The sequence below is a fragment of the Amycolatopsis sp. NPDC051061 genome (assembly GCF_040682935.1).
Lineage (GTDB): Bacteria > Actinomycetota > Actinomycetes > Mycobacteriales > Pseudonocardiaceae > Amycolatopsis.
In genome coordinates, this window is sequence record NZ_JBFBBZ010000016.1 from 14,462 (window position 1) to 40,147 (window position 25,686).

Annotated in this window: 26 protein-coding genes; 14 read left to right on the forward strand and 12 right to left on the reverse strand. The window is 71.6% G+C overall.

The features are described from left to right. Positions 1-34 precede the first annotated feature (34 nt). Positions 35-1,111, reverse strand: coding sequence for an amidohydrolase family protein (locus tag AB0N03_RS22420; RefSeq protein ID WP_364374840.1), 1,077 nt, complete (start codon positions 1,109-1,111; stop codon positions 35-37). Beyond that, the gene (ffh, locus tag AB0N03_RS22425; RefSeq protein WP_364374843.1) at positions 1,108-2,643 is read right to left on the reverse strand and encodes a signal recognition particle protein; all 1,536 of its coding nucleotides are present in this window, start codon (positions 2,641-2,643) and stop codon (positions 1,108-1,110) included. The genes AB0N03_RS22420 and ffh overlap by 4 nt, the downstream gene beginning before the upstream one ends. A 218-nt stretch (positions 2,644-2,861) precedes the next feature. Between ffh and AB0N03_RS22430 the strand changes: the two genes are divergently transcribed. After that, positions 2,862-4,652, forward strand: a complete 1,791-nt coding sequence (locus tag AB0N03_RS22430) for an ABC transporter ATP-binding protein (RefSeq protein ID WP_364374846.1) — start codon at positions 2,862-2,864, stop codon at positions 4,650-4,652. A gap of 10 nt (positions 4,653-4,662) precedes the next feature. After that, on the forward strand, positions 4,663-5,127 hold the full coding sequence (locus tag AB0N03_RS22435; protein ID WP_364374849.1) for a MarR family transcriptional regulator: 465 nt from the start codon (positions 4,663-4,665) through the stop codon (positions 5,125-5,127). Positions 5,128-5,406: 279 nt separating this feature from the next. Here the strand turns inward: AB0N03_RS22435 and AB0N03_RS22440 are convergent, their stop codons facing one another. Continuing rightward, positions 5,407-6,282 carry a Ku protein gene (locus tag AB0N03_RS22440; protein WP_364374851.1) on the reverse strand — a complete coding sequence of 292 codons (876 nt, stop codon included), beginning with the start codon at positions 6,280-6,282 and terminating at the stop codon, positions 5,407-5,409. A gap of 53 nt (positions 6,283-6,335) precedes the next feature. After that, complete coding sequence (locus AB0N03_RS22445; RefSeq protein WP_364374854.1) at positions 6,336-6,695, reverse strand: hypothetical protein; 360 nt, start codon at positions 6,693-6,695, stop codon at positions 6,336-6,338. A gap of 120 nt (positions 6,696-6,815) precedes the next feature. Between AB0N03_RS22445 and AB0N03_RS22450 the strand changes: the two genes are divergently transcribed. From AB0N03_RS22450 to AB0N03_RS22475, 6 genes are all read left to right on the forward strand, one after another. Then, positions 6,816-7,403, forward strand: coding sequence for a TetR/AcrR family transcriptional regulator (locus AB0N03_RS22450; protein ID WP_364374857.1), 588 nt, complete (start codon positions 6,816-6,818; stop codon positions 7,401-7,403). A 22-nt stretch (positions 7,404-7,425) separates the two neighbouring features. Next, positions 7,426-8,178: a glucose 1-dehydrogenase gene (locus tag AB0N03_RS22455; RefSeq protein ID WP_364374860.1), complete on the forward strand. Its 753-nt coding sequence runs from the start codon at positions 7,426-7,428 to the stop codon at positions 8,176-8,178. Positions 8,179-8,939: 761 nt separating this feature from the next. Continuing rightward, positions 8,940-10,244 (forward strand): GGDEF domain-containing protein, encoded by a 1,305-nt coding sequence (locus AB0N03_RS22460; protein ID WP_364374863.1) that lies wholly within the window; start codon positions 8,940-8,942, stop codon positions 10,242-10,244. A 69-nt stretch (positions 10,245-10,313) separates the two neighbouring features. Further along, positions 10,314-10,916, forward strand: a complete 603-nt coding sequence (locus AB0N03_RS22465; protein ID WP_364374866.1) for a TetR/AcrR family transcriptional regulator — start codon at positions 10,314-10,316, stop codon at positions 10,914-10,916. Further along, positions 10,913-11,575 (forward strand): VC0807 family protein, encoded by a 663-nt coding sequence (locus AB0N03_RS22470; protein WP_364374869.1) that lies wholly within the window; start codon positions 10,913-10,915, stop codon positions 11,573-11,575. Before AB0N03_RS22465 ends, AB0N03_RS22470 begins: the two co-directional genes overlap by 4 nt. Then, entirely contained in the window at positions 11,568-12,938 is a 1,371-nt protein-coding gene (locus tag AB0N03_RS22475) for an FAD-dependent oxidoreductase (protein ID WP_364374872.1), read from the forward strand. The genes AB0N03_RS22470 and AB0N03_RS22475 overlap by 8 nt, the downstream gene beginning before the upstream one ends. Positions 12,939-12,984: 46 nt before the next feature. Here the strand turns inward: AB0N03_RS22475 and AB0N03_RS22480 are convergent, their stop codons facing one another. Genes AB0N03_RS22480 through AB0N03_RS22490 form a run of 3 tightly spaced genes read right to left on the reverse strand, consistent with a single transcriptional unit; the run spans position 12,985 to position 17,035 of the window. Beyond that, positions 12,985-15,300 carry a [protein-PII] uridylyltransferase gene (locus tag AB0N03_RS22480; RefSeq protein ID WP_364374875.1) on the reverse strand — a complete coding sequence of 772 codons (2,316 nt, stop codon included), beginning with the start codon at positions 15,298-15,300 and terminating at the stop codon, positions 12,985-12,987. A gap of 11 nt (positions 15,301-15,311) precedes the next feature. Then, positions 15,312-15,650: a P-II family nitrogen regulator gene (locus AB0N03_RS22485; RefSeq protein WP_086677886.1), complete on the reverse strand. Its 339-nt coding sequence runs from the start codon at positions 15,648-15,650 to the stop codon at positions 15,312-15,314. After that, positions 15,647-17,035, reverse strand: a complete 1,389-nt coding sequence (locus tag AB0N03_RS22490; protein WP_364374878.1) for an ammonium transporter — start codon at positions 17,033-17,035, stop codon at positions 15,647-15,649. Before AB0N03_RS22490 ends, AB0N03_RS22485 begins: the two co-directional genes overlap by 4 nt. A 174-nt stretch (positions 17,036-17,209) precedes the next feature. Here AB0N03_RS22490 and AB0N03_RS22495 point away from each other — a divergent pair, with 174 nt between their 5' ends. Beyond that, the gene (locus AB0N03_RS22495; protein ID WP_364374881.1) at positions 17,210-18,061 is read left to right on the forward strand and encodes a putative RNA methyltransferase; all 852 of its coding nucleotides are present in this window, start codon (positions 17,210-17,212) and stop codon (positions 18,059-18,061) included. Positions 18,062-18,085: 24 nt separating this feature from the next. After that, complete coding sequence (locus tag AB0N03_RS22500; RefSeq protein ID WP_364374883.1) at positions 18,086-18,826, forward strand: (2Fe-2S)-binding protein; 741 nt, start codon at positions 18,086-18,088, stop codon at positions 18,824-18,826. A gap of 6 nt (positions 18,827-18,832) precedes the next feature. On the opposite strand, the gene AB0N03_RS22505 is transcribed toward AB0N03_RS22500, so the two are convergent. The 5 genes from AB0N03_RS22505 to AB0N03_RS22525 all read right to left on the reverse strand — a co-directional run bounded on the left by AB0N03_RS22505 (position 18,833) and on the right by AB0N03_RS22525 (position 22,580). Then, positions 18,833-19,690, reverse strand: coding sequence for a sigma-70 family RNA polymerase sigma factor (locus tag AB0N03_RS22505; RefSeq protein WP_364374886.1), 858 nt, complete (start codon positions 19,688-19,690; stop codon positions 18,833-18,835). 113 nt (positions 19,691-19,803) lie between these two features. Then, positions 19,804-20,217 carry a PPOX class F420-dependent oxidoreductase gene (locus tag AB0N03_RS22510; RefSeq protein WP_364374889.1) on the reverse strand — a complete coding sequence of 138 codons (414 nt, stop codon included), beginning with the start codon at positions 20,215-20,217 and terminating at the stop codon, positions 19,804-19,806. A 62-nt stretch (positions 20,218-20,279) separates the two neighbouring features. Next, positions 20,280-20,693, reverse strand: a complete 414-nt coding sequence (locus AB0N03_RS22515) for a VOC family protein (protein ID WP_364375340.1) — start codon at positions 20,691-20,693, stop codon at positions 20,280-20,282. Positions 20,694-20,713: 20 nt separating this feature from the next. After that, positions 20,714-22,012 carry a serine hydrolase gene (locus AB0N03_RS22520; protein ID WP_364374892.1) on the reverse strand — a complete coding sequence of 433 codons (1,299 nt, stop codon included), beginning with the start codon at positions 22,010-22,012 and terminating at the stop codon, positions 20,714-20,716. Between the two features lie 40 nt (positions 22,013-22,052). After that, positions 22,053-22,580 carry a DUF3887 domain-containing protein gene (locus tag AB0N03_RS22525; RefSeq protein ID WP_364374895.1) on the reverse strand — a complete coding sequence of 176 codons (528 nt, stop codon included), beginning with the start codon at positions 22,578-22,580 and terminating at the stop codon, positions 22,053-22,055. Positions 22,581-22,858: 278 nt separating this feature from the next. Here AB0N03_RS22525 and AB0N03_RS22530 point away from each other — a divergent pair, with 278 nt between their 5' ends. From AB0N03_RS22530 to AB0N03_RS22545, 4 genes are all read left to right on the forward strand, one after another. After that, entirely contained in the window at positions 22,859-24,145 is a 1,287-nt protein-coding gene (locus AB0N03_RS22530; RefSeq protein ID WP_364374898.1) for an O-acetylhomoserine aminocarboxypropyltransferase/cysteine synthase family protein, read from the forward strand. Beyond that, complete coding sequence (locus tag AB0N03_RS22535; RefSeq protein WP_364374901.1) at positions 24,142-24,618, forward strand: CoA-binding protein; 477 nt, start codon at positions 24,142-24,144, stop codon at positions 24,616-24,618. The genes AB0N03_RS22530 and AB0N03_RS22535 overlap by 4 nt, the downstream gene beginning before the upstream one ends. A 35-nt stretch (positions 24,619-24,653) precedes the next feature. Further along, a complete protein-coding gene (locus tag AB0N03_RS22540; protein ID WP_364374904.1) occupies positions 24,654-25,409 on the forward strand; it encodes an MBL fold metallo-hydrolase in 756 nt (251 codons plus the stop codon). A 93-nt stretch (positions 25,410-25,502) separates the two neighbouring features. After that, complete coding sequence (locus AB0N03_RS22545) at positions 25,503-25,676, forward strand: hypothetical protein (RefSeq protein WP_364374907.1); 174 nt, start codon at positions 25,503-25,505, stop codon at positions 25,674-25,676. Positions 25,677-25,686 lie beyond the last annotated feature (10 nt).

Consider the following 25,686-nt stretch of genomic DNA (forward strand, 5'->3'; position numbering starts at 1 on the left):
CTAAAGTGCCGATCCCGCAAGGAAATCAGCGGGGTCACGCGTAGACGACACCGCCGAGCACGATGTGCTCCGGATGCCGCAGGACGCCCAGGTCCTCGCGCGGATCACTCGCGTAGACGAGCAGGTCGGCGGGCGCGCCGTCGGTGATGCCCGGGTGACCGAGCCAGTCGCGGGCGGCCCAGGACGCGCTCGCCAGCGCCGCCTCGCGGGTCATGCCCGCGCGGTGCAGCGCCTCGATCTCGTCGACGAGCCGGCCGTGCTCGACCATGCCACCGGCGTCACTGCCCGCGAAGACGTGTACGCCCGCTTCGATGGCCGTGGCGACCATCTCGCCGACGCCGGCGTGCAGGGCCCGCATGTGGTCCGCGTACGCCGGGTACTTGCCGGCCTTGTCCGCGATGCCCGGGAAGTTCTCGATGTTGATCAGCGTCGGCACCAGCGCGACGTCGTTGCGCGCCAGCTCGCCGAGCTGGTCGGCGCTCAGGCCCGTGCCGTGTTCGAGGCAGTCGATGCCGGCCGCGATCAGCCCGGGCAGCGCGGCTTCGCCGAACACGTGCGCGGTGACGCGGGCACCGTGGTCGTGCGCGACCTTGACGGCTTCGGCGAGGACGTCGTCCGGCCACAGCGGCGCCAGATCGCCCACACCGCGGTCGATCCAGTCGCCGACCAGCTTGACCCAGCCGTCGCCGTCCCCGGCCTGCTCGGCGACCGCGTCCGGCAGCTGCGCCGGGTCGTCCAGCTCGATGCCGAGACCGGGGATGTAGCGCTTGGCCAGCGCGAGGTGCCGGCCGGCGCGGATGATCGTCGGCAGGTCGGCCCGCTCCTGCAGCGGCCGGACGTCGATCGGCAGGCCGCAGTCGCGGATCAGCAGCGTGCCCGCGGCGCGGTCGGCCAGCGCCTGCTCGGTCGCCTCGGCCAGGGAGACGGGCCCGCCGAGGCCGATACCGGGGTGGCAGTGCGCGTCGACCAGGCCGGGCACGAGGAAGACGTCCCGGCCCAGCGTCTCGGCGTCCGGCACCGGCTCGAACGAGATCCGGCCGCCGGTGATCCAGAGGTCCCGGGACTCGCCGCCGGGCAGGACCACCCCGGCGGCGTGGAGCGCGGTGCTCAATTGTCCTTGGGGTTCTTCGGCAGCTTGAACTTCGTCGGGTCGAAGCCCGGGACGTCGTTCATGCCGCCCAGCTGCGACAGGTCGGGCATCCCGCTCGGCATCTGCCCGCCCGGGGGCAGCATCGGCATGCCGCCCGGGAAGCCGCCGCGGACCTTGGGCTGCGTCGGGCCCTTGCCCTTCTTGCCCTTCTTGCCCTTGCGCGTCTTGGAGCCGCCCCCGCCGCCGAAGCCGAACCGGCCGGCCATCTGGGCCATCATCTTGCGGGCCTCGAAGAACCGGTTGACCAGGTCGTTGACCTCGCGGACGGAGACACCGGAGCCGTTGGCGATGCGCAGCCGGCGCGACCCGTTGATCATCTTCGGGTTGTCGCGCTCGGCCGGCGTCATGCCGCGGATGATCGCCTGCAGCTTGTCCAGGTGCTTGTCGTCGACCTGGGCCAGCTGGTCCTTCATCTGCCCGGCGCCCGGGAGCATCCCCAGCAGGTTGCCGATCGGGCCCATCTTGCGGACCGCGAGCATCTGCTCGAGGAAGTCCTCCAGGGTGAGCTGGCCGCTCGACAGCTTCGCCGCGGCCGCCTCGGCCTGGTCCTGGTCGAAGGCCTGCTCGGCCTGCTCGATCAGGGTCAGCACGTCACCCATGCCGAGGATCCGCGACGCCATCCGGTCCGGGTGGAAGGTGTCGAAGTCCTCGAGCTTCTCGCCGTTGGACGCGAAGAGGATCGGCTGGCCGGTGACCTCGCGGACGCTCAGCGCGGCACCACCGCGGGCGTCGCCGTCCAGCTTCGTGAGCACGACGCCGGAGAAGCCGACGCCGTCGCGGAACGCCTCCGCCGTGGTCACGGCGTCCTGGCCGATCATCGCGTCGACGACGAACAGCGTCTCGTCGGGCTGCACGGCGTCGCGGATGTCCGCGGCCTGCTTCATCAGCTCTTCGTCGACACCCAGGCGGCCCGCGGTGTCGACCACGACGACGTCGTGCTGAGCGCGCTTCGCTTCGGCGATGGCCCTGCGCGCGACGTCGACCGGGTCGCCGACGCCGTTGCCCGGCTCGGGAGCGAAGGTGACGACGCCGGCGCGCTCGCCGACGACCTGCAGCTGCGTGACGGCGTTCGGGCGCTGGAGGTCGCAGGCGACCAGCATCGGCGTGTGGCCCTGCTTCTTCAGCCACAACGCGAGCTTGCCGGCGAGAGTCGTCTTGCCGGCGCCCTGGAGGCCGGCGAGCATGATCACGGTGGGCGGCGTCTTGGCCAGGCTGAGCCGGCGCGTCTCGCCGCCGAGGATGCCGACGAGCTCCTCGTTGACGATCTTGATGACCTGCTGCGCGGGGTTGAGCGCCTGGGAGACCTCGGCGCCCTTCGCCCGTTCCTTGATCTTCGCGATGAAGGTCTTGACCACGCCGAGGGCGACGTCGGCCTCCAGCAGCGCGATGCGGATCTCGCGCGCGGTGGCGTCGATGTCGGCGTCGGACAGCTTGCCCTTGCGCGTGAGCGTCTGCAGGGCGGCGGTGAGCCGATCGGACAGGGTGTCGAACACGGGTGTGCACGCTCCAGCTGGGTCGAGAGTGGCGCGCCGGACGAGGCCGGCCCTCCCGAGGGTAGTCGCTCCGGGTCCCCCACCTCACGGGTACGCGAAGGTCGCGCACGCGATTAGTACACAGAGGCGTACTACTTCGCGCACGTGACCAAGGTAAAGATGGCTTTACCTGAGGAAATTGGCTAGCCAGTGTCGCCGGATTCGGTAAACATACGTGTATGACTTCCGCGACCAGACCTCGGCCGTCGCTCGCCGAACCGGCCGCCGACACCGACGAGCCGGTCCCCTTCCGGCGGATCGCCGGCCTGTTCCGCCCGCACCGCGGGCCCCTCGGCGCGCTGTTCGCGCTGATCGTGCTCCAAGCCGGCCTCGGCGTCGTCTCGCCCTTCCTGCTGCGCGAGATCCTCGACGACGCGCTCCCGCACCGCGACACGCTCCTGATCAGCGTCCTGGCCGCGGGGATGATTGCCTGCGCGGTCGGCAGCGGCTCCCTCGGCGTCGCCACGACCGGGCTGTCCAACACGATCGGCCAGCGGGTGATGAACGAGCTGCGCGTCACCGTCTACGGCCACCTGCAGCGGATGTCGCTCGGCTTCTTCACCCGGACGAAGAGCGGCGAAGTGCTCTCGCGGGTGTTCAACGACATCGGCGGCGTCGACAACGTCATCACCACGACCGCCGGGTCGATGGTGCAGAACGCGACCACGACGATCGCCATCACCGTGGCGCTGATCGCGCTGGACTGGCAGCTCGCGGCGCTCTCCCTGATCGTCGTCCCGCTCTTCCTGCTGTTCACGCTCCGGCTGGGCAAGAAGCGCCGGACGCTGGCCCGCGGCCGGACCCGGCGGATGGCCCGGCTGACGACGATGGTCGAGGAGTCCCTGTCGGTCACCGGCGTGCTGCTCGCCAAGACGATGGGCAACGAACGGGCGATGCGCGAGCGGTTCGGCGCCGAATCGCGGGAGATCGCGTCGCTGGAACGCGCGGCGGCGCTGGCCGGACGCTGGCAGCTCGCTTCGCGGGCGATGAGCCTGACCGTGATCCCGGCGCTGGTCTACTGGATCGCCGGGCTGGCCCTGGCGGGCGGCGCGTCCCCGATCTCGCTCGGCACGGTCGTGGCCTTCACCAGCATGCTCAACCGGCTGGTCGCGCCGGCCAGCGCGATGCAGACGATCGGGCAGAACGTGGCGACGTCGAAGGCGCTGTTCGGGCGCATCTTCGAGGTGCTGGACCTGCCGGTGGAGATCAGCGACAAGCCGGGCGCCGGGACGCTCGAGGTGCGCCGGGGCGACGTCTCGATGCGCGAGGTCTCCTTCCGCTACGACGACGAAGGCCCGCTGACGCTGAAGGACATCGACCTCGACGTCCCGGCCGGGACCACGACGGCACTGGTCGGCTCGACCGGCTCGGGCAAGACGACGCTCGCATACCTGGTGGCGCGGCTGTACGAGGTGAGCGACGGGTCCGTCGAGATCGACGGCACGGACATCCGCGACGTGACCCTGGCGTCGCTCGCGGCGGGCGTCGGGATGGTGTCGCAGGAGACCTACCTGTTCCACGACACCGTCCGGGAGAACCTGCGCTTCGCGAAGCCGGACGCGACCGACGACGAGATCGAGGCGGCCGCGAAGGCGGCGCACATCCACGACACCTTGGCCGGGCTGCCCGAGGGGTACGACACCGTCGTCGGCCAGCGCGGCTACCGCTTCTCCGGCGGCGAGAAGCAGCGGATGGCGATCGCGCGGATCCTGCTGCGCAACCCGCCGGTGCTCATCCTCGACGAGGCGACCAGCGCGCTCGACACCCGCACGGAACGCTCGGTGCAGGCCGAGCTCGACCGGCTCGCCGCGGGCCGCACGACGCTGACGATCGCGCACCGGCTGTCCACTGTGGAGCACGCCGACCAGATCGTGGTGCTGCACGAAGGCCGGATCGTCGAACGCGGGACGCACGAAGAGCTGCTGGCGCGCGACGGGCGTTATGCCCGGCTGGTCCGGGGAACCGCCTAACCTTGGGGGCATGCAGCCCGAACCCGACGTCGCTTCGCCCGTCAGCGCGGACCCCGAGCTGGCCGACCTGGCACGGCGGGTCCGCGAGGGCGTCGGGCGGCTGAACTGGCGGATGCGCGCGGAGCGGGACTTGAACGGCCCAGGCCCGGCGGTGCTGGCGGTGCTGAGCCGCCTCTACCGGGCGGGCACGCACACGCCGACCGAGCTGGCCGAGGCGGAACGGCTGCAGCCGCAGTCGCTGACCCGGATCCTGGCGTGGGTGACCGAACGCGAGCTGGTGACGCGCTCGCCGGACCCGGCGGACGGGCGCCGCTCGCTCGTGAGCATCACTCCGGCGGGGCTGGCGGTGCTGCGCGAGTACAGCGTCCGGCGGGAGCGCTGGCTGGCCGGAGCCATCGAAACGACGTTGTCGCCGACCGAACGTCAGCTGCTGAAACTGGCCTCGGACCTGATGCTCCGGGTCGCGGACGCCTGAAAGCCGCCGTGGAGACCCCTCGATCCCTCCACGGCGGCTTTCAAGACACCCCCTTCGTTCGCGCCGCCTCCCCGCGGTGCGACACGGGTTCCGGGCACGGACCGCTCCTCCGTCGGCCCGCCCCGGAACCCTGGTGCCCGGCCGGCTCACCTCCCCAGGGGCCGTCCGGTTCCTCCCCCCTCACCAGCGATCCGGTATCCGCTGGCAGAACGAAGTTTGCCGCGCCGGAGCACCCGGCCAGCAGTGGGAGAACCCTCAATTACCCGTGGGTAGTAATACTCAGCCGGACGTTTTCGTCCGCCGGCGCGTCGCGGCCCGCTTCGCCGTCGTACGCGCTTTCGCCGCCCTCGACGCGGCGACCTTGGCCTTCGCGACGGCCGCGTTGCGCGCGTCCTCGGCTTCGGACGCCGACTCCTGCAAGGCCGCCAGCAACCGCGTGACGCCCTCCGCCTGCTCCGCCGCCGTCGGCTGGACGACCTCGGCGCCGTCGATCTTCGCCTGGACCAACGCCTGGAACGCCTCGCGGTAACGGTCGGGGTAGCGGCCGGGGTCGAACTCGCCGGTCAGCTCCTCGACGAGGTTCACCGCGCGCCGCAGCTCACCGGGCCGGATGTCGACGTCGGCGTGCCGGAACGGGAAGTCGGGCGCGCGCACCTCGTCCGGCCAGAGCATCGTCTCCAGCACGATCACCTGGTCGCGCACGCGCAGCGCGCCGAGGGTCTCGCGGCGGCGCAGCGCGACCGTGACCAGCGCGATCCGCCCGGACTGCTGCAGCGCTTCGCTGAACAGCACGTACGGCTTCGTGCCCGCCGGCTCCGGCTCGAGGTAGTAGCTCTTCGCGAACCAGATCGGATCGACGTCGGCGAGCGGTGCGAAGGCGCGGATGGCGATCGTGCGGCCGGGCATCGGGAGCGACGCGAGCTCGTGGTCGGACAGCAGCACGACATCGCCGCCGGGTACCGCGTAGCCGCGGACCATCTGCTCGGGCGGCACCTCGGCGCCGTCGACCTCGCACACCCGCTTCACCCGGACGCGGCCGCCGTCGGCCTCGTGCACCTGGTGCAGCGGGATCTCGCGGTCCTCGGTCGCGCTGTACGCCTTCACCGGGATGGCGTAACTGCCGAACCCGATCGTGCCCATCCACACCGCGCGCATGCGAGCCACCTCCGCAGCTCCCAGGCTAGCCAGGCGGCCGCGCGCCCCGACAGCTACAAACGGGTGTCAGGCGCGACGGATTCGCTCACACATTCGAACGACGGCGTGACCTCGTCGAGCGCCTCGGCCGCGCAGCGGGCCGCGATGGCCGCCTCTCGGAGCACTTCGGTGACGACCTCGACGTCCAGGGGCGGCGCCGCGGCGAGCGCGTTCGTGCCGCCTTCGACGCGGGCGGCGAGGCCGGCGAGCGCGTGGGAGATGGCTTCCTGACCCGCGACCAGGTGCGCGACGACGTCGGTGAGCTCGGTGGTCGTGGCGCCCGGGCCGCCGCAGCGCAGGCTCGCGGCGAGCTCTTCGGCGCAGGAGCGCAGGTGGGTGGCGACGACCGTGGGCGGCAGCGTCAACTCCTGCATCGCCCACCCCCTCCGCCGGTCAGATCAGTCATCGTGCCACCGCACGCGCCGTCATCGACGGCGACACACCGCCAGTCGCATATTTGACCGACCGTTCTCGATACGGTTAGGATTTCGATCATGTCCCGGGTCAAGGAGTTCGACGTCGACGAAGCCTGCGACGCCGCGCTCGCGCTCTTCCGGCGTCAGGGCTACGAAGCGACGTCGGTCAGCGACCTCGTCACACACCTCGGCGTCGCTAAGGCGAGCCTGTACGCCACCTTCGGCACGAAGCACGACTTCTACGTGACGGCGTTGAAGCGGTACGCCGAGCGGACCGACACACGAGTCATGTCCGAGCTGTCGAAACCGGGCTCGGGCGTGGCCGCGGTGCGACGCCTCCTCGACGGCTACGTGGCGGACATCCTGGGCGAAGACGGGCCCGTCGGCTGTTTCGTCGTCAACGCGGCGATCGAGCTGCTCCCCCGCGATCCGGCGGTCGCCCGGATCGTGGAGCGCAGCTGGGACACCCTCGAAGTCGCCCTGACCATGGCGCTCGAACGCGCCAGGACCCAGGACGAACTCCCCGACGGCAGCGACCCGGCGACGCTCGCCCGGTTCCTGCTCACCGTGCTCCAGGGGCTGCGCGTCCTGGGGAAGGGCACGGACGCGGCGAGCCGGCTGCACGCGGCCGTCTCGCAGGCGATGCGCGTACTCATTCGAGACTGATCAGACCAGAAAGAAGGCAGACATGGGGGCACGGTTCGCAGGCAAGGTCGTCCTGGTGACGGGCGGCGGCTCGGGCATCGGGCTGACGACGGCGAAGGCGTTCGCCGCCGAGGGCGCGACGGTCGTCGTCGCGGGCCGGGACGAGCAGCGGCTCGCGTCCGCAGTGAAGGAGATCGGTGCCGCGGCGAGCGCGGTGACGGTCGACGTGACCGACTCGGCGGACGTGGCGAGGATGGTCGGCACGATCGTCACGAGGCACGGTGGGCTGGACGTCGCGGTCAACAACGCGGGCATCCTCGGGTCGCCGGCACCGGTGGCGGATCTCGACGAGGACGACTTCGGCGCGGTGATCGGCACGAACCTCACCGGCACGTGGCTGTCCTTGAAGCACGAGGTCGCGCACATGCGGGCGCACGGCGGCGGCGCGATCGTCAACATCGCGTCGAACATCGGCGCGCACGGCCGGCTGCCGAACATGGCGGCCTACGCGGCGTCGAAGGCCGCGGTGAGCGCGCTGACCCGCACGGCGGCGCGCGACCACATCGCCGAGGGCATCCGCATCAACGCGGTCAGCCCGGGAGCGACCGCCACGGACATGTCGCTGCGTCCCGGCGAGACGGACGCGGACCGCGCCGTGCGGCTGAAGGACGCGATCCCGCTGGGCCGGGTGGGGGCCACCGCCGAGGTGGCCGCCGCGGTGCTGTGGCTCGCTTCGGACGAAGCGGCCTTCACCGTGGGGCACGACCTGGTGGTCGACGGCGGCGCGACCGCCTGAGCGGCCCCACCCGGGCCCGCGGGCACTGGGGTCGGCCGGAGCTCCTCCGGCGGGAGTTCACGATTCACGGTTGCGCATGGTGACGATTCCCCTCTCCTGCTGGGACGGACTGGCTGCTCGGCGGCTTCAGGACTCGCGGTTGCGCATGGTGACGATTCCCCTCTCCTGCTGGGACGGACTGGCTGCTCGGCGGCTTCAGGACTCGCGGTTGCGCACGGCGCGTCTCCTTCCGGGCGTCGGGACGGGCGGGCGTGGGTTCAGGACTCGCGGTTGCGCACGGTGCTTCTCCTCTCGGGCGTCGGGCTTCGGGCTGCGGCGGCTCAGGACTCTCGGTTGCGCACGGTGCTTCTCCTCTCGGGCGTCGGGCTTCGGGCTGCGGCGGCTCAGGACTCGCGGTTGCGCACGGGACTCTCCTTCCAGGCGCCGGGACGGACGGGGGCGGATTCAGGACTCGCGGTTGCGCACAGGGCTCTCCTTCCAGGCGCCGGGACGGACGGGGGCGGATTCAGGACTCTCGGTTGCGCACAGGGCCCCCCTTTCGCGCGTCGGGACGGGGCGGCGTGGGTTCAGGACTCGCGGTTGCGCACAGCACATCTCCTCTCGAACGGTGCGGCGGGAGTGGTGGCTCAGGATTCGCGGTTGCGCACGAGGGCCTCCCTTCACTGCTCCGATCGTGTGGCAATCGTCGATCGAGATCGCCCGATGTGGTGAAGTGGACGCGGATCGTCGGATCACCCAGGGGAGTTGCACCCGCCTTGAGTATGGACGGCGCCCGTCCGGCCGAACCCCGCGTGGGCCGGATCCGTGGGGCACTGAATCCTGCTCACTGGACCCTCTGGCGCCAGCGCGGATCGCTGATCTTCTACTGCTTCCTCGTCGAGTCCGTGGCGCTCGTGGCCACCGTCTGGACCGCCCTCGCGGTGCCCGTCCACACGTGGGATCTGGTCGTCTTCGGCGTCCTCGCCGTCCTCGGCGTGCTGCAGGCGGAGCTGGGCCGGCAGATCGAGCGCGTCCGGCGGCTGGTGTCCGACACCCCGCACATCAACCTGACGTCGGTCTGGACGTTCGCCGGGGTGCTGCTCCTGCCGCCCGCGCTCGTCACGGCCCTGATCGCTGTCCTCTACCTGCACCTGGCGACGCGCAGCCTCGCGCGGATGAAGCGCGTCCCGCCGTTCCGGACCACGCTGAACGCGACGCTGGTCGTCGTCACCTGCTACTCGGCCGAGTTCGTGCTCGCCCGGCTCGGCGTCGGCGACATGTACGCGGCGCTGACGTCGGGCTGGCGTGGCGTCACGGCCATCGCGCTGGCCGCGGTGACGTACTTCCTGGTCGCGGCAATCACGATCCTCCCGGCGCTGACGATCACGAAGCGCACGATCAAGGCGTTCTTCGGCGGCCTCGGCGACAACCTCCTCGAGGTCGCGACACTCTGCCTGGGCCTGCTCACGGCGTTGACGCTGGCGACGCTGCCCGCGCTCGCCGTCGCGATCGTGCCGCCGCTGCTCGTGCTGCACCGCGCGGTGCTGATCAAGCAGCTGGAGATCGCCGCGACGACCGACGAGAAGACGGGCCTGTTCAACACGACCGGGTGGCATCTGCTCGCTTCGCGCGAACTGGCCCGCGCGCAGCGAAGCTCACGAAGCACGTTCGGCGTGCTGATGATCGACCTGGACTACTTCAAGCTGATCAACGACGAGCACGGTCACCTGGCGGGCGACGCGGTGCTGCGCGCGGTCGCGTCGACGATCAAGAGCGCGGTGCGCGACTACGACTCGGTCGGTCGCTTCGGCGGCGAGGAGTTCGTGGTCCTGCTGCCGGACATCGGCCCGGCGGCGGTGCTGGCGGTCGCCGAGCGCATCCGGTCGGCGATCGAGTCCCTGAAGGTGGACTACGAGGACGGCAGCCACCTCCGCGTCATCGACGCGCTGTCGGCGTCCATCGGCGTGGCGACCTACCCGGACGGCGGCACGGCCGTCGACCGCCTGCTGCAGGCAGCGGACAAGGCCCTGTACCGGGCCAAGGACGCGGGCCGCAACAAGGTCGTCGGCGGCACCGCCACCGCCTGACCCACTCCCCTATTCCTGGCTCTGACCAGGCGGCTTGTCATTTTTGCTTGGCTGAGCTAAATTTTGCTCATGCGAGCAAGAACGTTCACCGAGTCCGGTCGGCGGGCCCAGATCGTGCGGGCGGCGATCGAAGTGATCGCCGAGGAGGGCTTCGCCAAGGCGTCGTTCAGCCGGATCGCGAAGCAGGCGGGCCTGTCGAGCACCGGCATGATCAGCTACCACTTCGCGGGCAAGGACGACCTGCTCGCGGCGTGCGTCAAAGAGATCGAAGAGATCACCGGGGCGTTCATGCAGCCGCGCATCGATGCCGCCGTCGGGCACGTCGCGCAGCTGCGCGCCTTCGTCGAAGCGAACGTCGAGCTCGTCGGCGAGCACCCGGCCGAAGTTCGCGCGCTGATCGACCTGGTGAAGAACGCCGGCTCGCAGAGCGCCGGCGTCAACGGGCGGCTCGCACTGTTCGAAGAGCACTTCCGCACCGGGCGGGCAGCGGGCGCGTTCGGCCCGATCGACGCCCGGATCACGGCCCTCTCCCTCACCTCGGGCCTCGACGCCGTCGTCGCCACGGCGGCCGCGGCCGGGCTGGAACCCACCGAGCTCGCGCGCATCGGCCGTGAGCTCGCCGACCTCTACGTGCGGGCGACCGCACCCGAATCCACTGGGGAACCCGAATGATGATCGACGAAAAACCCGCTCCCGACGCCGGTCTGCGCCGGCTGGTCCGCGCCAACGTGCTGACCGTGGTGTTCGAAGTGCTCGTGCCGATGGCGCTGTTCTACGGCCTGCGCGCCGCCGGCGTGAGCCAGTGGTGGGCGCTGATGGCCGGCGTCCTGGTGGCCGCGCCGTACGTGCTGTGGACGATCGCGCGCAACCGGAAGGTCGACCTCGTCGCCCTGGTGACGCTGAGCGTCATGGTGCTGTCGGTGGTGCTGGGCCTGCTCTCGGACGACCCGCGCACGCTGGTGATCCGCGAAGGGTGGACCGCGGCGCTGGGTGGCGTGTTCGGAGCGTGGATGCTGGTCTCGGTGTTCACCGGCCGGCCGGCGCAGCTGACGCTGGGCCGCACGATCGCCGAGGTCAAGCGCGGCGCCGAAGGGGCGGACGCGTGGGCGGGTCGCTGGGACACCGACGCCCGGTTCCGGCGCGGCCTGCGGATCAACACGGCCGCCTGGGGCGCGGTGCTGCTGGCCGGCGCGGTGCTGCACATCGTGCTCGTCTACACGCTGCCGATCGACCTCATCGCGCTGGTCACCAACGTGGCGTGGTTCGGCGCGCTGGCCCTCCTGATCGTCTGGCACGTCTGGTACCTCCGCAAGGAGAACCTCGATGCCTGACGTCCTCGTGGCGGGCGCCGGGCCCACCGGCCTGCTGACCGCGTTCGAGCTGGAGCGCGCCGGGCTCGACGTGCTGATCGTGGAACGGGACGCCCGGCCCACGACGCAGTCGAAGGCCCTCGGCCTGCAGCCCCGGTCGGTCGAGGTGCTGGCCGACCGCGGCCTGCTCGCCGCGATCGAGCCGCACGTGCAGGCGAAGCTGCCCGCCGGGCACTTCTCCGGCCTCCCGATCGACTACACCGACCTGCCGACGCGCTTCCCGTACCAGCTCGGCGTGGAGCAGGCCCACGTCGCGGCGGCGATCGAGGCGCGGCTGCGCACCCCGGTGCTGCGCGACGCGGCCGTCACCGCCGTGGCGCAGGACGACGACGGCGTCACCGTCACGGCGGGCGGACGTACTCACCGCGCCGGGTGGCTCGTCGCCGCCGACGGCGGGCACAGTGCGGTGCGCACGGTGCTGGGCGCCGCGTTCCCGGGCCGCCCGGCACGGATCTCGCTGGTCGTCGCCGACATCACCCTTTCCGCCAAGCCCGCCGGCCTGGCCGACGCGTGGGCTCTGCCGGCCGGTTCCTCGGGCTACCTGGTTCCGCTGCCGGGCGGTCGCTTCCGCACGATCGTCTTCGGCGAGGAGCAACAGAAGCCCGGCCGCGACGAACCGGTCACCGCCGACGAGGTGCAGCGCGCCCTGACCGCCGCACACGGACCCGGGATCGAGGTGGGCGACGTGCTGTGGGCGTCACGCTTCGGCGACGCGTCCCGGCAGCTGGAGCGCTATCGCCACGGCCGGGTGCTCTTCGCCGGCGACGCCGCGCACATCCACCTGCCCGTCGGCGGCCAAGGGCTCAACCTGGGCCTGCAGGACGCGGTGAACCTCGGCTGGAAGCTGGCCGCGACGGTCCGCGGCACCGCACCGGACGGCCTGCTCGACAGCTACCACGACGAGCGCCACCCGGTCGCCGCCCGTGTGCTGGTCAGCACCCGGGCCCAGGCGGTGCTCGGCGTGCCCGATCCGGACGCGGCGGCCGTGCGGGAGGTCGTCACGGGGCTGCTGGTCGTCCCCGAGGCTCGCCGCGCCGTCGCTTCGGAGCTCTCGGGTCTCGGGGTGACGTACCCGGGGGTGTCCGGTCGCGCCGCGGTTTCGGCCGCACCGGACGGCCGCGCGGTGCTGATCGGGGCGACGCTTCCCGAGGGGTGGGCCGGCCGGGTCGAGACGCGGTCTGGGGCCGAGCCGCGGCTCGTCCGGCCGGATGGCTACGTCGTGTGGTCCGGCGGCCCAGGGCTGGAAGACGCGTTGCGCCGGTGGTTCGGTACGCCCGAGGCCGCGCACGTGGCCGTCGCCGGCATGGCTCACCCGGCGACCTGACCCGGCCGGCGGATCGGTTCACCCCGGCCGGGGTGAACCGATCCGCTCAGGAAGCCGCGGCCACGATCGCCTGCTCCACCTCGCGCCGCCAGCCGGGCTCGATGCGGCCGCCGCGGGGCGTCACCGCGAACGAGTCCACCACCGCGCCACCCAGCGTCGAGACCTTCGCCCAGCGGACCTCCGCGTCGCAGCGGCGCAGGGCACCCGCGACCCGGAACAGCAGGCCGATCCGGTCGGCGGCACGCAGTTCGAGGACGACGGTGTCGGGTCCGCTCGTCTCGTCGTCGAACCAGAGGACCTTCGGCGCGACCGGGGCCGCGTCCGACGAGCCGTAGTCGCGTTCCTTCGCGGCCAGGCGCTGGGTCAGCGGGAGGGTGCCGGCGACCGCGCGGGCGAACTGCTCGCGCAGCAGCGTCGCGTCCGGCAGCGAGCCGAACTTCGGCGACGCCGTGAACACGCCGGCGCGCCCGCCGTCGTGGCCGCGCAGGATCGCCGAGTGCACCTCCAGGGAGTTCAGCGCCAGCACACCCGCCGCCGGCGCCAACAGCTCCGCGCGGGCCGGCACGGCCAGCAGGACCGTGACGACCTTGCCGTGCGCGCTGATCCGGATCTCACCCGTGCCCGAAGCCACGGCCTGGGCGACGAGCTCGCGCTGTTCGTCGTCCATCGGCTCGGGCGCGGTGAACCCCTTGCCGCGCAACACTTCTTCGCAACCCGTGACGAGCTCGGCGAGCAGCCGCGCCTTCCAGTCCGTCCAGACACCGGGGCCGGTGGCCAGCGAGTCCGCCTGCGTGAGCGCGTGCAGCAGCTCGACCAGGACGATGTCGCCGTCCAGGGTTTTCACCACCCGCGTGACCGTCTCCGGCTCGCTGATGTCGCGGCGCGTCGCGGTGTGCGGCAGCAGGAGGTGGTGGCGGACCATCGCCGACACCGTCGCCGCGTCCGCCGGGCTCAGCCCCAGGCGCGTCGCGACCTGAGCGGAGATCTTGGCGCCCAGCTCCGAGTGGTCGGCGTCGCGGCCCTTGCCGATGTCGTGCAGCAGCGCGCCGATCAAAAGCAGGTCCGGCCGCGACACCGTGGTGGTCAGCTTGGCGGCCTCGACGCAGGTGCGGACGAGGTGCCGGTCGACCGTCCACTGGTGCACCGGCGAGCGCGGCGGCAGGTCGCGGACCGCGCCCCACTCGGGGAACAGCCGGGCCCACAGCCCGGTCCGGTCGAGCGCCTCGACCGCGTCGACCAGGCCCTCCCCCGCGCCGAGCAGCTCGACCAGGGCGTTCAACGCCTCGGGCGGCCACGGCGCCCGCAGTTCCGGCGCCGATTCAGCCAGCGCCTTGAGCGTGCCGAGCGCGATGGGCTTTCCCGTGCGCGCCGACGCGGCCGCGACCCGCAGCAGCAGCGCCGGATCCTTGGCCGGGACGGCGTCGCGGGCCAGCGCGACCTCGTTCCCGTGCAGGACGACGTTCTCGGCGAGCGGCGTCCGCGCCGGGCGCCGTCCGAACCGCGGCTTCGGTTGCTCCACAGTGGACCGGAGGGCGACGTCGAGCGCGTACGCGATCGTGCGTCCCGCACCGGAAAGCTTGCGTGCCAAGGTGAAGCGATCACCGAAGCCGAGCTCGGAGGCCACCAGCTCGGCCTCCGGCGCGGACAGGACGTCGCGTTCGCGCCGGATCTCGCGCCGCAGCTCGGTGCGGACGTCGAGCAGGAGCTCCTTGGCCTCCAGGAGCTCTTCGCCGGGGCGCGCGGTGAGCTGCGCCGCGGCCAGGGCTTCCAGGACGGCGAAGTCCCGCAGCCCGCCCCGCCCGTGCTTGAGGTCGGGTTCGGCGGACTGCGCGATCTCGCCGCTGCGGGTCCAGCGCTGCCGGACCGACGCCGTCATGTCCGGGATCTGCTTGCGCGCGGTGCGGCGCCACTGGTCGCGCGCCGCGGAAACCAGGCGGCCGGTCAGCTCGGCGTCCCCGGAGAGGTGCCGGGCGTCGAGCAGGCCCATGGCCGTGCGAAGGTCCTCCGAGGCGACCTTCAGTGCTTCGCCGGGCGTGCGGACCGAGTGGTCGAGCCCGATTTTCGCGTCCCACAAGGGATACCAGAGCGCGTCCGCGATCTCGGCGATGCCGCTGGTGCCGTTGTGCACCAGCAGCAGGTCGAGATCGGAGAACGGCACCAGCTCCCGGCGGCCGAGCCCGCCCACGGCGACCAGCGCGACACCCGCTTCCGCGGTGTCGACGCCGGCCGCCGAGGCTCCCCTGCCCAGCCAGAACTCGTAGAGGTCGACCAGGGCCGCCCGCAGTGCGGACGCCCCCAGCCTCCCGTGCCTGCCCTCGAGCAAACGCTCGGTGGCCTTGACCAGTTCGCCCCCGTCGGCCATGTCCCGGTCGCCTATAGCGCGTCCGTGCCGCGCTCGCCGGTCCGTACCCGGATGACCGTCTCGACCGGGGTCACCCACACCTTGCCGTCGCCGATCTTGCCGGTGTGCGCGGCCGTCGTGATGGCCTCGAGGACCTTCTCGACGTTGGTGTCGTCGGTGACGACCTCGATCTTCAGCTTGGCCACGAAGTCCACCGAGTACTCGGCGCCGCGGTAGACCTCGGTGTGGCCCTTCTGCCGGCCGTAGCCCTGGACCTCGCTGACCGTCATGCCCAGCACGCCCAGCTGCTCCAGCGCGGAGCGGACGTCGTCGAGCGTGAACGGCTTGACAATCGCCGTGATGAGCTTCATGCCTTGCTCCCCTCGAGTTTCGCGGTGCCGGTGGCGGACTTGACCGGGATGGTCGTCGGGTGACCGAGGCCACCGCCCGTCCCGGTGAAGTCGTACGCGCTTTCCGCGTGCTGCGCCTCGTCGATGCCGCTGACCTCGTCCTCGGTGCTGACCCGGAAACCGCCCGCCTTCTTGATCGCGAAGCCGATGATGAAGGTCAGGACGAAGGAGTACACGAGCACCGCGCCCGCGGCCGCCGCCTGACGACCCAGCTGGGTGAACCCACCGCCGTAGAAGAGGCCGTCGGCGCCGAGCGCGTTGACGCTCGTCGTGCCGAAGAAGCCGATCAGCAGCGTGCCGACGATGCCGCCGACCAAGTGGACGCCCACGACGTCGAGCGAGTCGTCGAAGCCGAACTTGAACTTGAGCGAGATGGCCAGCGCGCAGAGGACGCCGGCGATGAGGCCGATCGCGATGGCCCCGAGCGGGCTCACGAAACCACACGCCGGGGTGATCGCGACCAGGCCGGCGACCGCGCCGGAGGCCGCGCCGAGCGTGGTCGGCTTGCCGAACTTGAGCTGCTCGACGACCAGCCAACCGAGGACGGCGGCGGCGGTGGCGACGGTGGTGTTGGTGAACGCGACGGCGGCGAGGTCGTTGGCGGCCAGCGCCGAACCGGCGTTGAACCCGTACCAGCCGAACCACAGCAGGCTCGCGCCGAGCAGGACGAACGGCACGTTGTGCGGACGGCCGGTGTCCTTCGGCCAGCCCTTGCGCTTGCCGAGCACGATCGCCAGGGCGAGGCCCGCGGCACCGGCGTTGATGTGGACCGCGGTACCACCGGCGAAGTCGAGCGCCTTGAGGTTGTTGGCGATCCAGCCGCCGACCGAGTTCTCACCGATGAAGCCGTTGAACGAGAACACCCAGTGCGCGACCGGGAAGTACACGATCGTCACCCAGATGACGACGAACAGCGTCCAGCCCCAGAACTTCGCCCGGTCGGCGATGGCGCCGGAGATCAGCGCGGGCGTGATGATGGCGAACATCAGCTGGAACATGACGAACGCGAGCACCGGTAGCGCGTCGGTGCCGGGCCAGGCCACGGCGGGCGACGAGTCGGTGGCGGCGACCGCGAAGCCGGCGAGCTTCCCGAAGGTGTTCTCCAAGCCGGCGAAGTGGAAGTTACCGACCAGGCCGCCGAAGGCGTCGTCGCCGAACGACATCGAGAAGCCGTACAGGGCCCAGAGCACCCCCACCACGGCCAGCGCGATGAAGTTCATCATCAGCATGTTCAAGACGCTCTTCGCGCGGACCATGCCGCCGTAGAAGAACGCCAATCCTGGGGTCATGAGCATGACCAGCGCGGCGCTGGCCAATACCCATGCGGTGTCTCCTGCGTTCAGCACATCGTCCTCCCGTGCCCTGGGTGTCCTGCGAAGGCAGTTTTGGCTCGCGGTGTTTCACGAGGCGGCGCGAGAGGTTTCACCCGCGTGAACTGTCCGTGCCCGGTTGTTACGGCCAGGTTTCCCGGGACGTGTCCTGGAGTGTCCGGTTGCGTTACGTCGTGGTCGAATATCCCCATGACCTCGCGTGACCACGGGAATGACCCACTGCCACCCCGGGTCGTGGAGGCGTTGCGCTGTTCGGTGTGCGGCACGCCGCTGGAGGCCGTCGATCGCACGCTGCGTTGCTCGACCGGCCACTCGTTCGATCTAGCCCGGCAGGGTTACGTGAACCTGTTGCACGCGCGAATCCCGGCCGGCACGGCGGACACGGCACCGATGGTCGCGGCCCGCGCGGACTTCCTGGCGTCGGGCGCGTACCGGCCGCTCGCGGACGAGCTGGCCCGCGCGTGCGCGGAGGCCGACGGTCTCGTGATCGACGCCGGCGCCGGGACGGGCTACTACCTGGCGCACGTCCTGGAGGCGGCTCCTGCCGCATACGGCCTGGCGTTGGACGTTTCCGCGGTGGCGTTGCGACGCGCGGCCCGCGCCCACGCGCGCCTGGGTGCGGCGGTGTGGAACCTGTGGGAGCCGTGGCCGGTGGGTGACGAGGTGGCCTCGGCGGTGCTGAACGTCTTCGCGCCGCGCAACGGGCCGGAGTTCCACCGCGTCCTGCGGCCCGGCGGGCTGCTGACGGTGGCGTCCCCGGCGCCGGACCACCTCGGTGAGCTGGGCGACCTGGTGCTGTCGGTGGACGAGCGCAAGGAGGAGCGCCTGGACGGCACTCTCGGCGAGTACTTCGCCCGCACGGGACGGACGGAGGTCCGCCGGACGGCGCAGCTGACCCCGCGGCAGATCCGCCAGGCGGTGGAGATGGGTCCGACGGCTTTTCACCTGGACCGCGGTGACCGTCGTTCCCGCCTGGACGCGGTGACGGAGACCCAGCCGGTGACGGTGTCGTTCACGGTTTCGACCTATCGGCGGCTGTGAAGGCGTTCTGGAAGGCTGGGTGACGTGAAGCCCGACTGGATGGCGCCCGCGACCCTGCTCGCGGACGCGGAGTGGGTCCGCGCCCGCATCGGCGGCGCGGCCAAGCTCTACGGCTGCGCCCGGCCGGAGGTGCTCGGCACGATCTGGTGGTACTCACTTTCCTCGGTTCTGGTGGCCCCGGCGCTGGAGAGCCTGGTCGCCGCGACGGAGGGCGCCCCCGACCCAGTACCGGCCGGCCGAGCGAAGCGCTCAGCGAGCGGACCGACCGTGGGCTCGGCACCGGCTGCCCCGCCGGCCGCCGAGCGGTCAGCGGGGCCCGCGCTGGTTGACCCGTCGCTCGACGCCATGGAGATCGACCTCCTCGCCGACGGCCGGTTCCTCGGCGCCCGGTCCACCCGGGCCCTCGCCGGCGGGCTGCCCGAACTGGGCGCCGCGTTCGGCGGGGCGCTCGGGGCCGCCATCACGACGATCGCCGCCGTCACCGGCGCTCGTGCGCGCGCCCTCGGCGCGATCGCCACCGACTCGATCGGCAACCGGCTGCTGTGGACGCCCGACCCGGAGCGCGCGATGGCCCTGGCCGAGCCGCTCGTGGCGGCGATCGGGCTGGACCTGCCGAGGCCCCGTTTCCAGCGGGTCGGCCGGACGCCTGCCGTGCGTCGCGCGTCCTGCTGCCTGATCTACGAGGTCGGCAACCCGAAGTGCGTGAGCTGCCCGCGTCAGACGCCGGCCGAGCGCGAAGCGCGGCTTCGCGCTGCCCTCGGCTGACGCGCGTCAGCCGAGGACCGACAGCTCCAGCCCGCGCAGCCGCTCCGGGTCGGCGATGACCTCGATGCCGGTGATCCGGTCGCCGTCCACCTGGAACGCCAAGACGACCGACAGCCGCCCCTCGCGCACCCACAGCAGCCCGGGCGAGCCGTCGACGAGGGCCAGCTCGCTGGCCCGGGCCCGCTCGGACGCGAGTACCGCACCCTTGCGCACGTTCTCGACGCCGCGCAGCACGACCGGCGCCGGGCTCGGGCCGACGAACCGGTCCGCGCGCAGCACCACGTCCGGGTCCAGGAGCGCGAGCAACGCTTCGAAGTCGCCACCACGCGACGCGGCCAGGAACGCCTCGACGACCTTGCGCCGCCGGGGCAGGCCCGCGTCCGCCGCGGTGCCGCCCTTGACCCTCCGCCGGGCACGGCTCGCGAGCTGCCGGGCCGCGGCCGGCGTCTTGTCGATCATCGGCGCGATCTCGTCGAACGGCACGGCGAACATGTCGTGCAGCACGAACGCGACCCGCTCGGCCGGCGCCAGCGCGTCGAGCACCACCAGCAGCGCCAGCCCGACCGAGTCGGCCAGCTCGGCTTCCTGCTCGGGGTCGCGGCGGTCCTCGCCCTGCTCGGGCCGGCCGTCCAGGGGTTCCTCGCGGTGGTTGCGGCGCGTCCGGAGCATCGACAGGCACACCCGCGCGACGACGGTCGTCAGCCACGCGCCGACGTTCTCGACCTCACCCGTGTCGGTGCGGTCGAACCGCAGCCAGGCCTCCTGGAGCGCGTCGTCGGCCTCGCTCGCCGAACCGAGCATCCGGTAGGCGACCGCCCGCAGCCGCGCCCGCTCCTGCTCGAACCGCTCGGTCAGCGTGTCCACCGTGTCCCGTTCCTTCCGCGTCGCAGTCGTAGCAGTAGACCCCGCGACGGCGGCCGATGTGACGAGAACGCGCGACGCCGCCGGTGATCTCGGTCATCCAGGCGTCCGATCAGCTACCCATGAACCACCTTCCTCGGCTCGTACCACGCCTCGCCCGCGGGCTCCCCCGCCATGTTCCAGCTCCACGAGACCCGCGGGGTGATCCGGGAGTACAGCCCCGGCCCGACCGGCCCGGTCCGTTCGACGGGCTCGTCCGCGTCGCCGTACACGCGGATCGCGCGGGCGACGAACGGCTGCAACGACACCAGGTCGTCCACCACCAGGGCGACCTTCCGGCGGCCGGCGGCGACGTTCCGGAACTTGCGAGTCGCCGCCACCGCCGCGCCGACGCCACCGACCCAGAAGTGTTCGCCGTCGAACTCGAACGCGAGCGGGACGACGTCCGGCTGCTCCCCCGCTCCGAGCGTCGCCACCCGGGCAAGCGGCTGCGAACGCAGGTAGTCGATCTCTTCGGCGGTGAAAGTCATGAGCACTCCTTCGTGATCCGGATCCACCTCCTACACGAACTCGAGGCACCCGGATCGACAGCTCAGAGCACGCAGAACTCGTTGCCCTCCGGATCCGCCATCAAGACGTGGTCGGGGCGCCCGTTCCACTCGTCTTCGTACAGCACCGTCGCGCCCGCCGCGGTGAGGCGGGCGACCGCTTCGACGACCCGCTCCCAGCGCGTCTCCCACGGGACCTCCCGGCCGCCGCCGGCCTGGAGGTCCAGGTGGAGGCGGTTCTTCGCGACCTTGCCCTCGGGCACCTTGAGCAAGCTCAGGCTCGGCAGCACGCCTTCCGGATCGCTCAGGTAGGCGCCGTCGCCCCATTCCTCCTCGGGCACGCCCTGGTGCGCGAACCAGGCTTCCCAGGTGGCGAACCCGGCGGGTGGCGGCCGCTCGATGTAGCCGAGGGCCACCGCCCAGAACCTCGCCAGCGCGCGAGGTTCCGCGCAGTCCATCGTCAGGGTCCACCGCACCGTCACGGACGAAGCGTAGCCGCGAGAAGCGCCACCGCGCCCTTCGCGACGGCGATTCCCCGGGCCGCCACGTGGTTTTCGTTCAGTGGCGCGACCAGGTCCGACACCATGACGCTGGTGACCAGCGACCGACCGTCCGCGGTGCGCGCCAGGTAGTTCAAGGTCAGCACGCCGGGTTCGCTGCCGCCCTTGAACCAGACCTCCGGGAACTTCACCCGGTCGAGTCCCAGGCCACCGTCGTTCAGCGACAGCGCGTGCCCGATCTCCGGCTGGTTCTCCTTCTGCAGCCCCGAGAACGCGCGGCAGATGTCGCCCGGTGAACCGAACCACTCGATGTCGTCGATCTTCTCGGGCGTCTGCCAGCCTTGGAGACCGGTGAGCGGGAGGCGTTCCAGCCCGGCCACCGCCGCGGTACGCGCCCAGCGTGGCAGCGCCAGGTAGGCATCCGCGCGAGCCGGGTACTGCGTGGCCTTGAGCTCGAACATCGCCTTCGTGGTCAAGAACGGGATGTTCGCCGACGGCCGCTGGTTGCCGAACGCGGTGACCTGCCGTTGCACGGCGTCCCGGCCGAGCCGGTGGATCAGGTGGTCGGTCGCCGTGTTGTCGCTGATCGAGATCATCTTGTCCGCGTATTCGGACAGCGGGAGCCGCGTGCCGGCCGGCTCGTTCTGCAGCACCCCGGACGGCAGGCTCTTCCAGTCGTCGCGGATCGCCACCGGCTCGCTCCAGGACGCCTTGTGCTCGGCGACCGCCTTGCCGAGCGCGCCCAGGACGTAGAGCTTGAAGGCCGAGCCGAGCGGCCGCTGCACGTCCTCGCGCACGCCGTGCACGTCCCGGCAGCGCCCGTCCGGGAGGATCTCCGACGCGCCGAACGACACGCGGGCGCCGAGCGCCGCGAGCTGCGCGTCGACCTCCGGCCAGGACGCCGGGACCGGGTCGTCCGGGCTCGCCTTGAGCCCGTCGATCAGCCCGGCCTGGTCGACGTGGAGGTCGAGCAGGTAGTCGTCGGCGGGGCCGTGGACCGCCGCCTCGACATGGTCCGGTGCCTCGGTGACGATCCGTTTCAGCTCGATCGGGCCGAGCTGCGCGAGCGCGCCGTTAACGCCCGCCGTACCGCCCACGGCGGTCAGCAGGACCTGGGCGACGTGCTCGCGCACCTCGGTGTCGGACACCGGGACGCGCCCGGTCGCGTCGGCCACCCACTCGAGCTGGTGCGTCGCGGTGGGCACCTCGGCGGCCTGGGCCGCCGGAGCCACCAGCGGCGCCAGGACCACGAGCACTCCCGCTATCGCCGTCTTCATCGTTCCCCCTGAGTTTCCATCGTTCCCCCTGATGTCACCGCTACTGTTCGGGCGGCCGGATCCACAGCCCGGCCACCTGGCCGTCTTCGCGATAGGTCACCAGCACGGTCCGCTCGCCGGCCTCGAACGCCAGCGGCATGTGGACGACCGTGTAGTCGCCCGTGGACCGCGCATACGGCTCCCCCATCCCCTCGTACTGCCCGACCGAACCGGCCACCTGGGCCCAGGCCAGCCGCAGCTCGTCCTCGCCGACCGCGGCCTGCATGCGGTCGTCGAAGTCCCGGCGCACGTCGTGCCACTGACAGCCGACGAGCTCCGCCACGAGCCCCTCGGCGCGGTGGATCGCGTCGGGCAGCTTCAGCTCCGCCATGGACGCTCCCGTCGCCGGGTCGACCGGCCGGCCGAACCGCTGGAAGGCGGCCTGCCGGCTGGTGCCCAGCAGGTCGCCGAGCTCCTGCCAGGTGTGCCCGGCCGTCCTGGCCGCGTCCACGGCGCCCCGCAGTGTCGCTTCGGCGTCACGGACTTTCCGCAATGCCTCGCCCACCGCGGCCAAAGGTCCTCCGGGCACAACGTCAAGAGTGGATTGACGCGGCCGGGTTGTCAAGTCATTCTTTACGTGCGCCCGCTGCCGACGGGCTGCGCTCCGACACGTGGCGTCGCAGTACTGGCGGTTTCGCCCAGCTCCCCGCCGAGGTGGCAGCGGCTTGCCACAAGCGGCACATTTCATGCTTTCGAGTGTAGCGCACGGAATTTCAAATCGTGCTACGCTCGGCAGCACGAAATGGTCCTGCCCACCACCTGAGAGGCGTGGCCATCCGAAGGGGAGGACAGTTACGGTGAGAACCGATGAGTGAACGCACCTGGGGCTTCCGCACCCGAGCACTGCACGCGGGCGGAACTCCTGATCCGGCGACCGGCGCGCGGGCCGTGCCGATCTACCAGACCACGAGCTTCGTCTTCGAGGACGCCGCCGACGCGGCGAACCTCTTCGCGCTGCAGAAATACGGCAACATCTACAGCCGCATCGGGAACCCGACCGTGGCCGCGTTCGAGGAGCGGATCGCCAGCCTCGAGGGCGCCATCGGCGGCGTTGCCACCGCCAGCGGGCAGGCCGCGGAGTTCCTCACCTTCAGCGCGCTCACCGAAGCGGGCGATCACATCGTGTCGGCGAGCGGCCTCTACGGCGGCACGGTCACCCAGCTGACCGGCACGCTCAGGCGGTTCGGCGTGGAGACGACGTTCGTCAGCGGCGGCATCGACGACTACGCGGCCGCGATCACCGGCCGGACCCGGCTGCTCTACACCGAAGTGATCGGCAACCCCCGTGGCGGCATCGCCGACCTCGCGGCGCTGGCGGATCTCGCACACGCCCACGACATCCCGCTGGTGGTGGACGCGACGCTGGCAACGCCGTACCTGTGCCGCCCGATCGAGCACGGCGCCGACATCGTGCTGCACTCGGCGACGAAGTTCCTCGGCGGTCACGGGACGACGCTCGGCGGGGTCGTCGTCGAGTCCGGGAAGTTCGACTGGGGCAACGGGAAGTTCCCGCGGATGACCGAGACCGTGGAGAGCTACGGCGGCCTGAGGTACTGGGAGAACTTCGGCGAATACGCGTTCTGCACCCGGCTGCGCGCCGAGCAGCTGCGGGACATCGGCGCGGTCCTGTCGCCACACTCGGCTTTCCTGCTGTTGCAAGGGGTCGAGACGCTCCCGCAGCGGATGGATGCGCACGTGGCCAACGCCCGGGCGGTCGCCGAGTACCTCGAAGCCGACCCACGCGTGGCGTGGGTGTCGTACGCCGGGCTGCCCGCCCACCCACACCACGAACTGGCGAAGAAGTACCTGCCCGCCGGGCCGGGCGCGGTGTTCTCGTTCGGTATCGACGGTGGCCGCGCGGCGGGCGAGAAGTTCGTCGAGTCGGTGGAGCTGCTCTCGCACTTGGCGAACGTCGGAGACGCGCGGACGCTCGTGATCCACCCGGCGTCGACCACGCACGCGCAACTGTCGGAGGACCAGCTCGCGGCCGCGGGCGTCGGGCCCGATCTGATCCGGCTGTCGATCGGCCTGGAGGACCTCGACGACATCCTCTGGGATCTCGACCAGGCCCTGGGGAAGGCGGTGGCCGGATGACGCATGCGGTGGGAGCCGTCGAGCGGCGGGCGATCCTCGGCCGGACGAAGTCGGTAACGCTGGTCGGTGCGTCCGCCAACCCGGCGCGGCCCAGCTACTTCGTAGCGACGTACCTGCTGTCGTCGACGCGCTACGAGGTCAACTTCGTCAACCCGCGGCTGGACACGCTGTTCGGAAAACCGGTGTACGCCTCGCTCAAGGACGTACCGGAAAAACCGGATCTGGTGAGCGTGTTCCGGAAGCACGACGACCTGCCTCAGGTGGCCGAAGAGGTGATCGACGCCGGCGCGCGGACGCTGTGGCTGCAGCTCGGGTTGTGGCACGAACCGGTGGCCGACCGGGCACGGGACGCCGGGCTGGACGTCGTGATGAACCGGTGCGTGAAGATCGACCACGCACGCTTCGCGGGCGGGCTCCATCTGGCCGGGTTCAACACCGGCGTGATCAGCTCCCGGAGGCAGTCGGCACCCTAGGGAAGAGAACGTCCGTTCCCGCTGTTGGCCGGGGTATGACCGAGAACCTGGGGATCACCTTGTCGGGCGGCCCGACCGCACTCCTGGAGCTGGGCGGCGTCCGGCTGCTCACCGACCCGACCTTCGACGCGCCCGGTGATCACTCGATCGGCAACCGGGTGCTGGTCAAGACCGAGGACTCGGTGCTGACCGAAGACGCGGTCGGCGTGGTGGACGCCGTGCTGCTGTCCCACGACCAGCACCCCGACAACCTGGACGACCGGGGCCGCGCCTACCTCGGGACGGTGCCGCTGACGCTGGTCACGCCCAGCGGGGCCGAGCGGCTGGGCGGGACCGCGCGGGGCCTGCGGCCGTGGGAGGAGACGCGCGTCGGAGCGCTGACGGTCACCGCCGTCCCGGCGCTGCACGGGCCGGAGGGTGCCGAGCCGACGACCGGCGAGGTCACCGGGTTCGTGCTCAGCGGCGACGGCCTGCCGACGGTGTACGTGAGCGGGGACAACGCGTCGGTCGAGCTGGTGCGGGAGATCGCGTCGCGGTTCCGCGTCGATGTCGCGGTGCTGTTCGCCGGCGCCGCCCGGACGGCGCTCTTCGACGGCGCTCCCCTGACGCTGACCAGTGCGAACGCCGCCGAAGCGGCGAAGGTGCTCGGGGTGGCGACGGTGGTGCCGCTGCACTTCCGCGGCTGGCAGCACTTCAGCGAAGGTCCGGACGCGCTCCGGAAGGAGTTCGCGGCGGCCGGCCTCACCGACCGGCTCGTGCTGCTCGAGCCGGGAGAGCGCGCGGAGGTCTGACGCCGGCTGGACCGCGGGCAGGGAGATCGCGTTCGGCGATGGCTCCTCCCGGGCGCGCAGTTGTTCGACTCGCGCCCGTGAGAGGCTGGCGGCATGGCCAAACCGACCCCGCTGCAGTTCCGGAACATCCTCGTCGCCGTGCTGGCGGCGGCGGCCTTCGTCTGGAGCGTCGCGGCCGGGCTGGAGTGGTGGGTGAGCGCGATCATCGGCTGCGCCTGCGTGCTGTCGCTGGCGTCCGCCTACCTCAACCGGCCGAACGCCGGCTGATCGCGCGAGC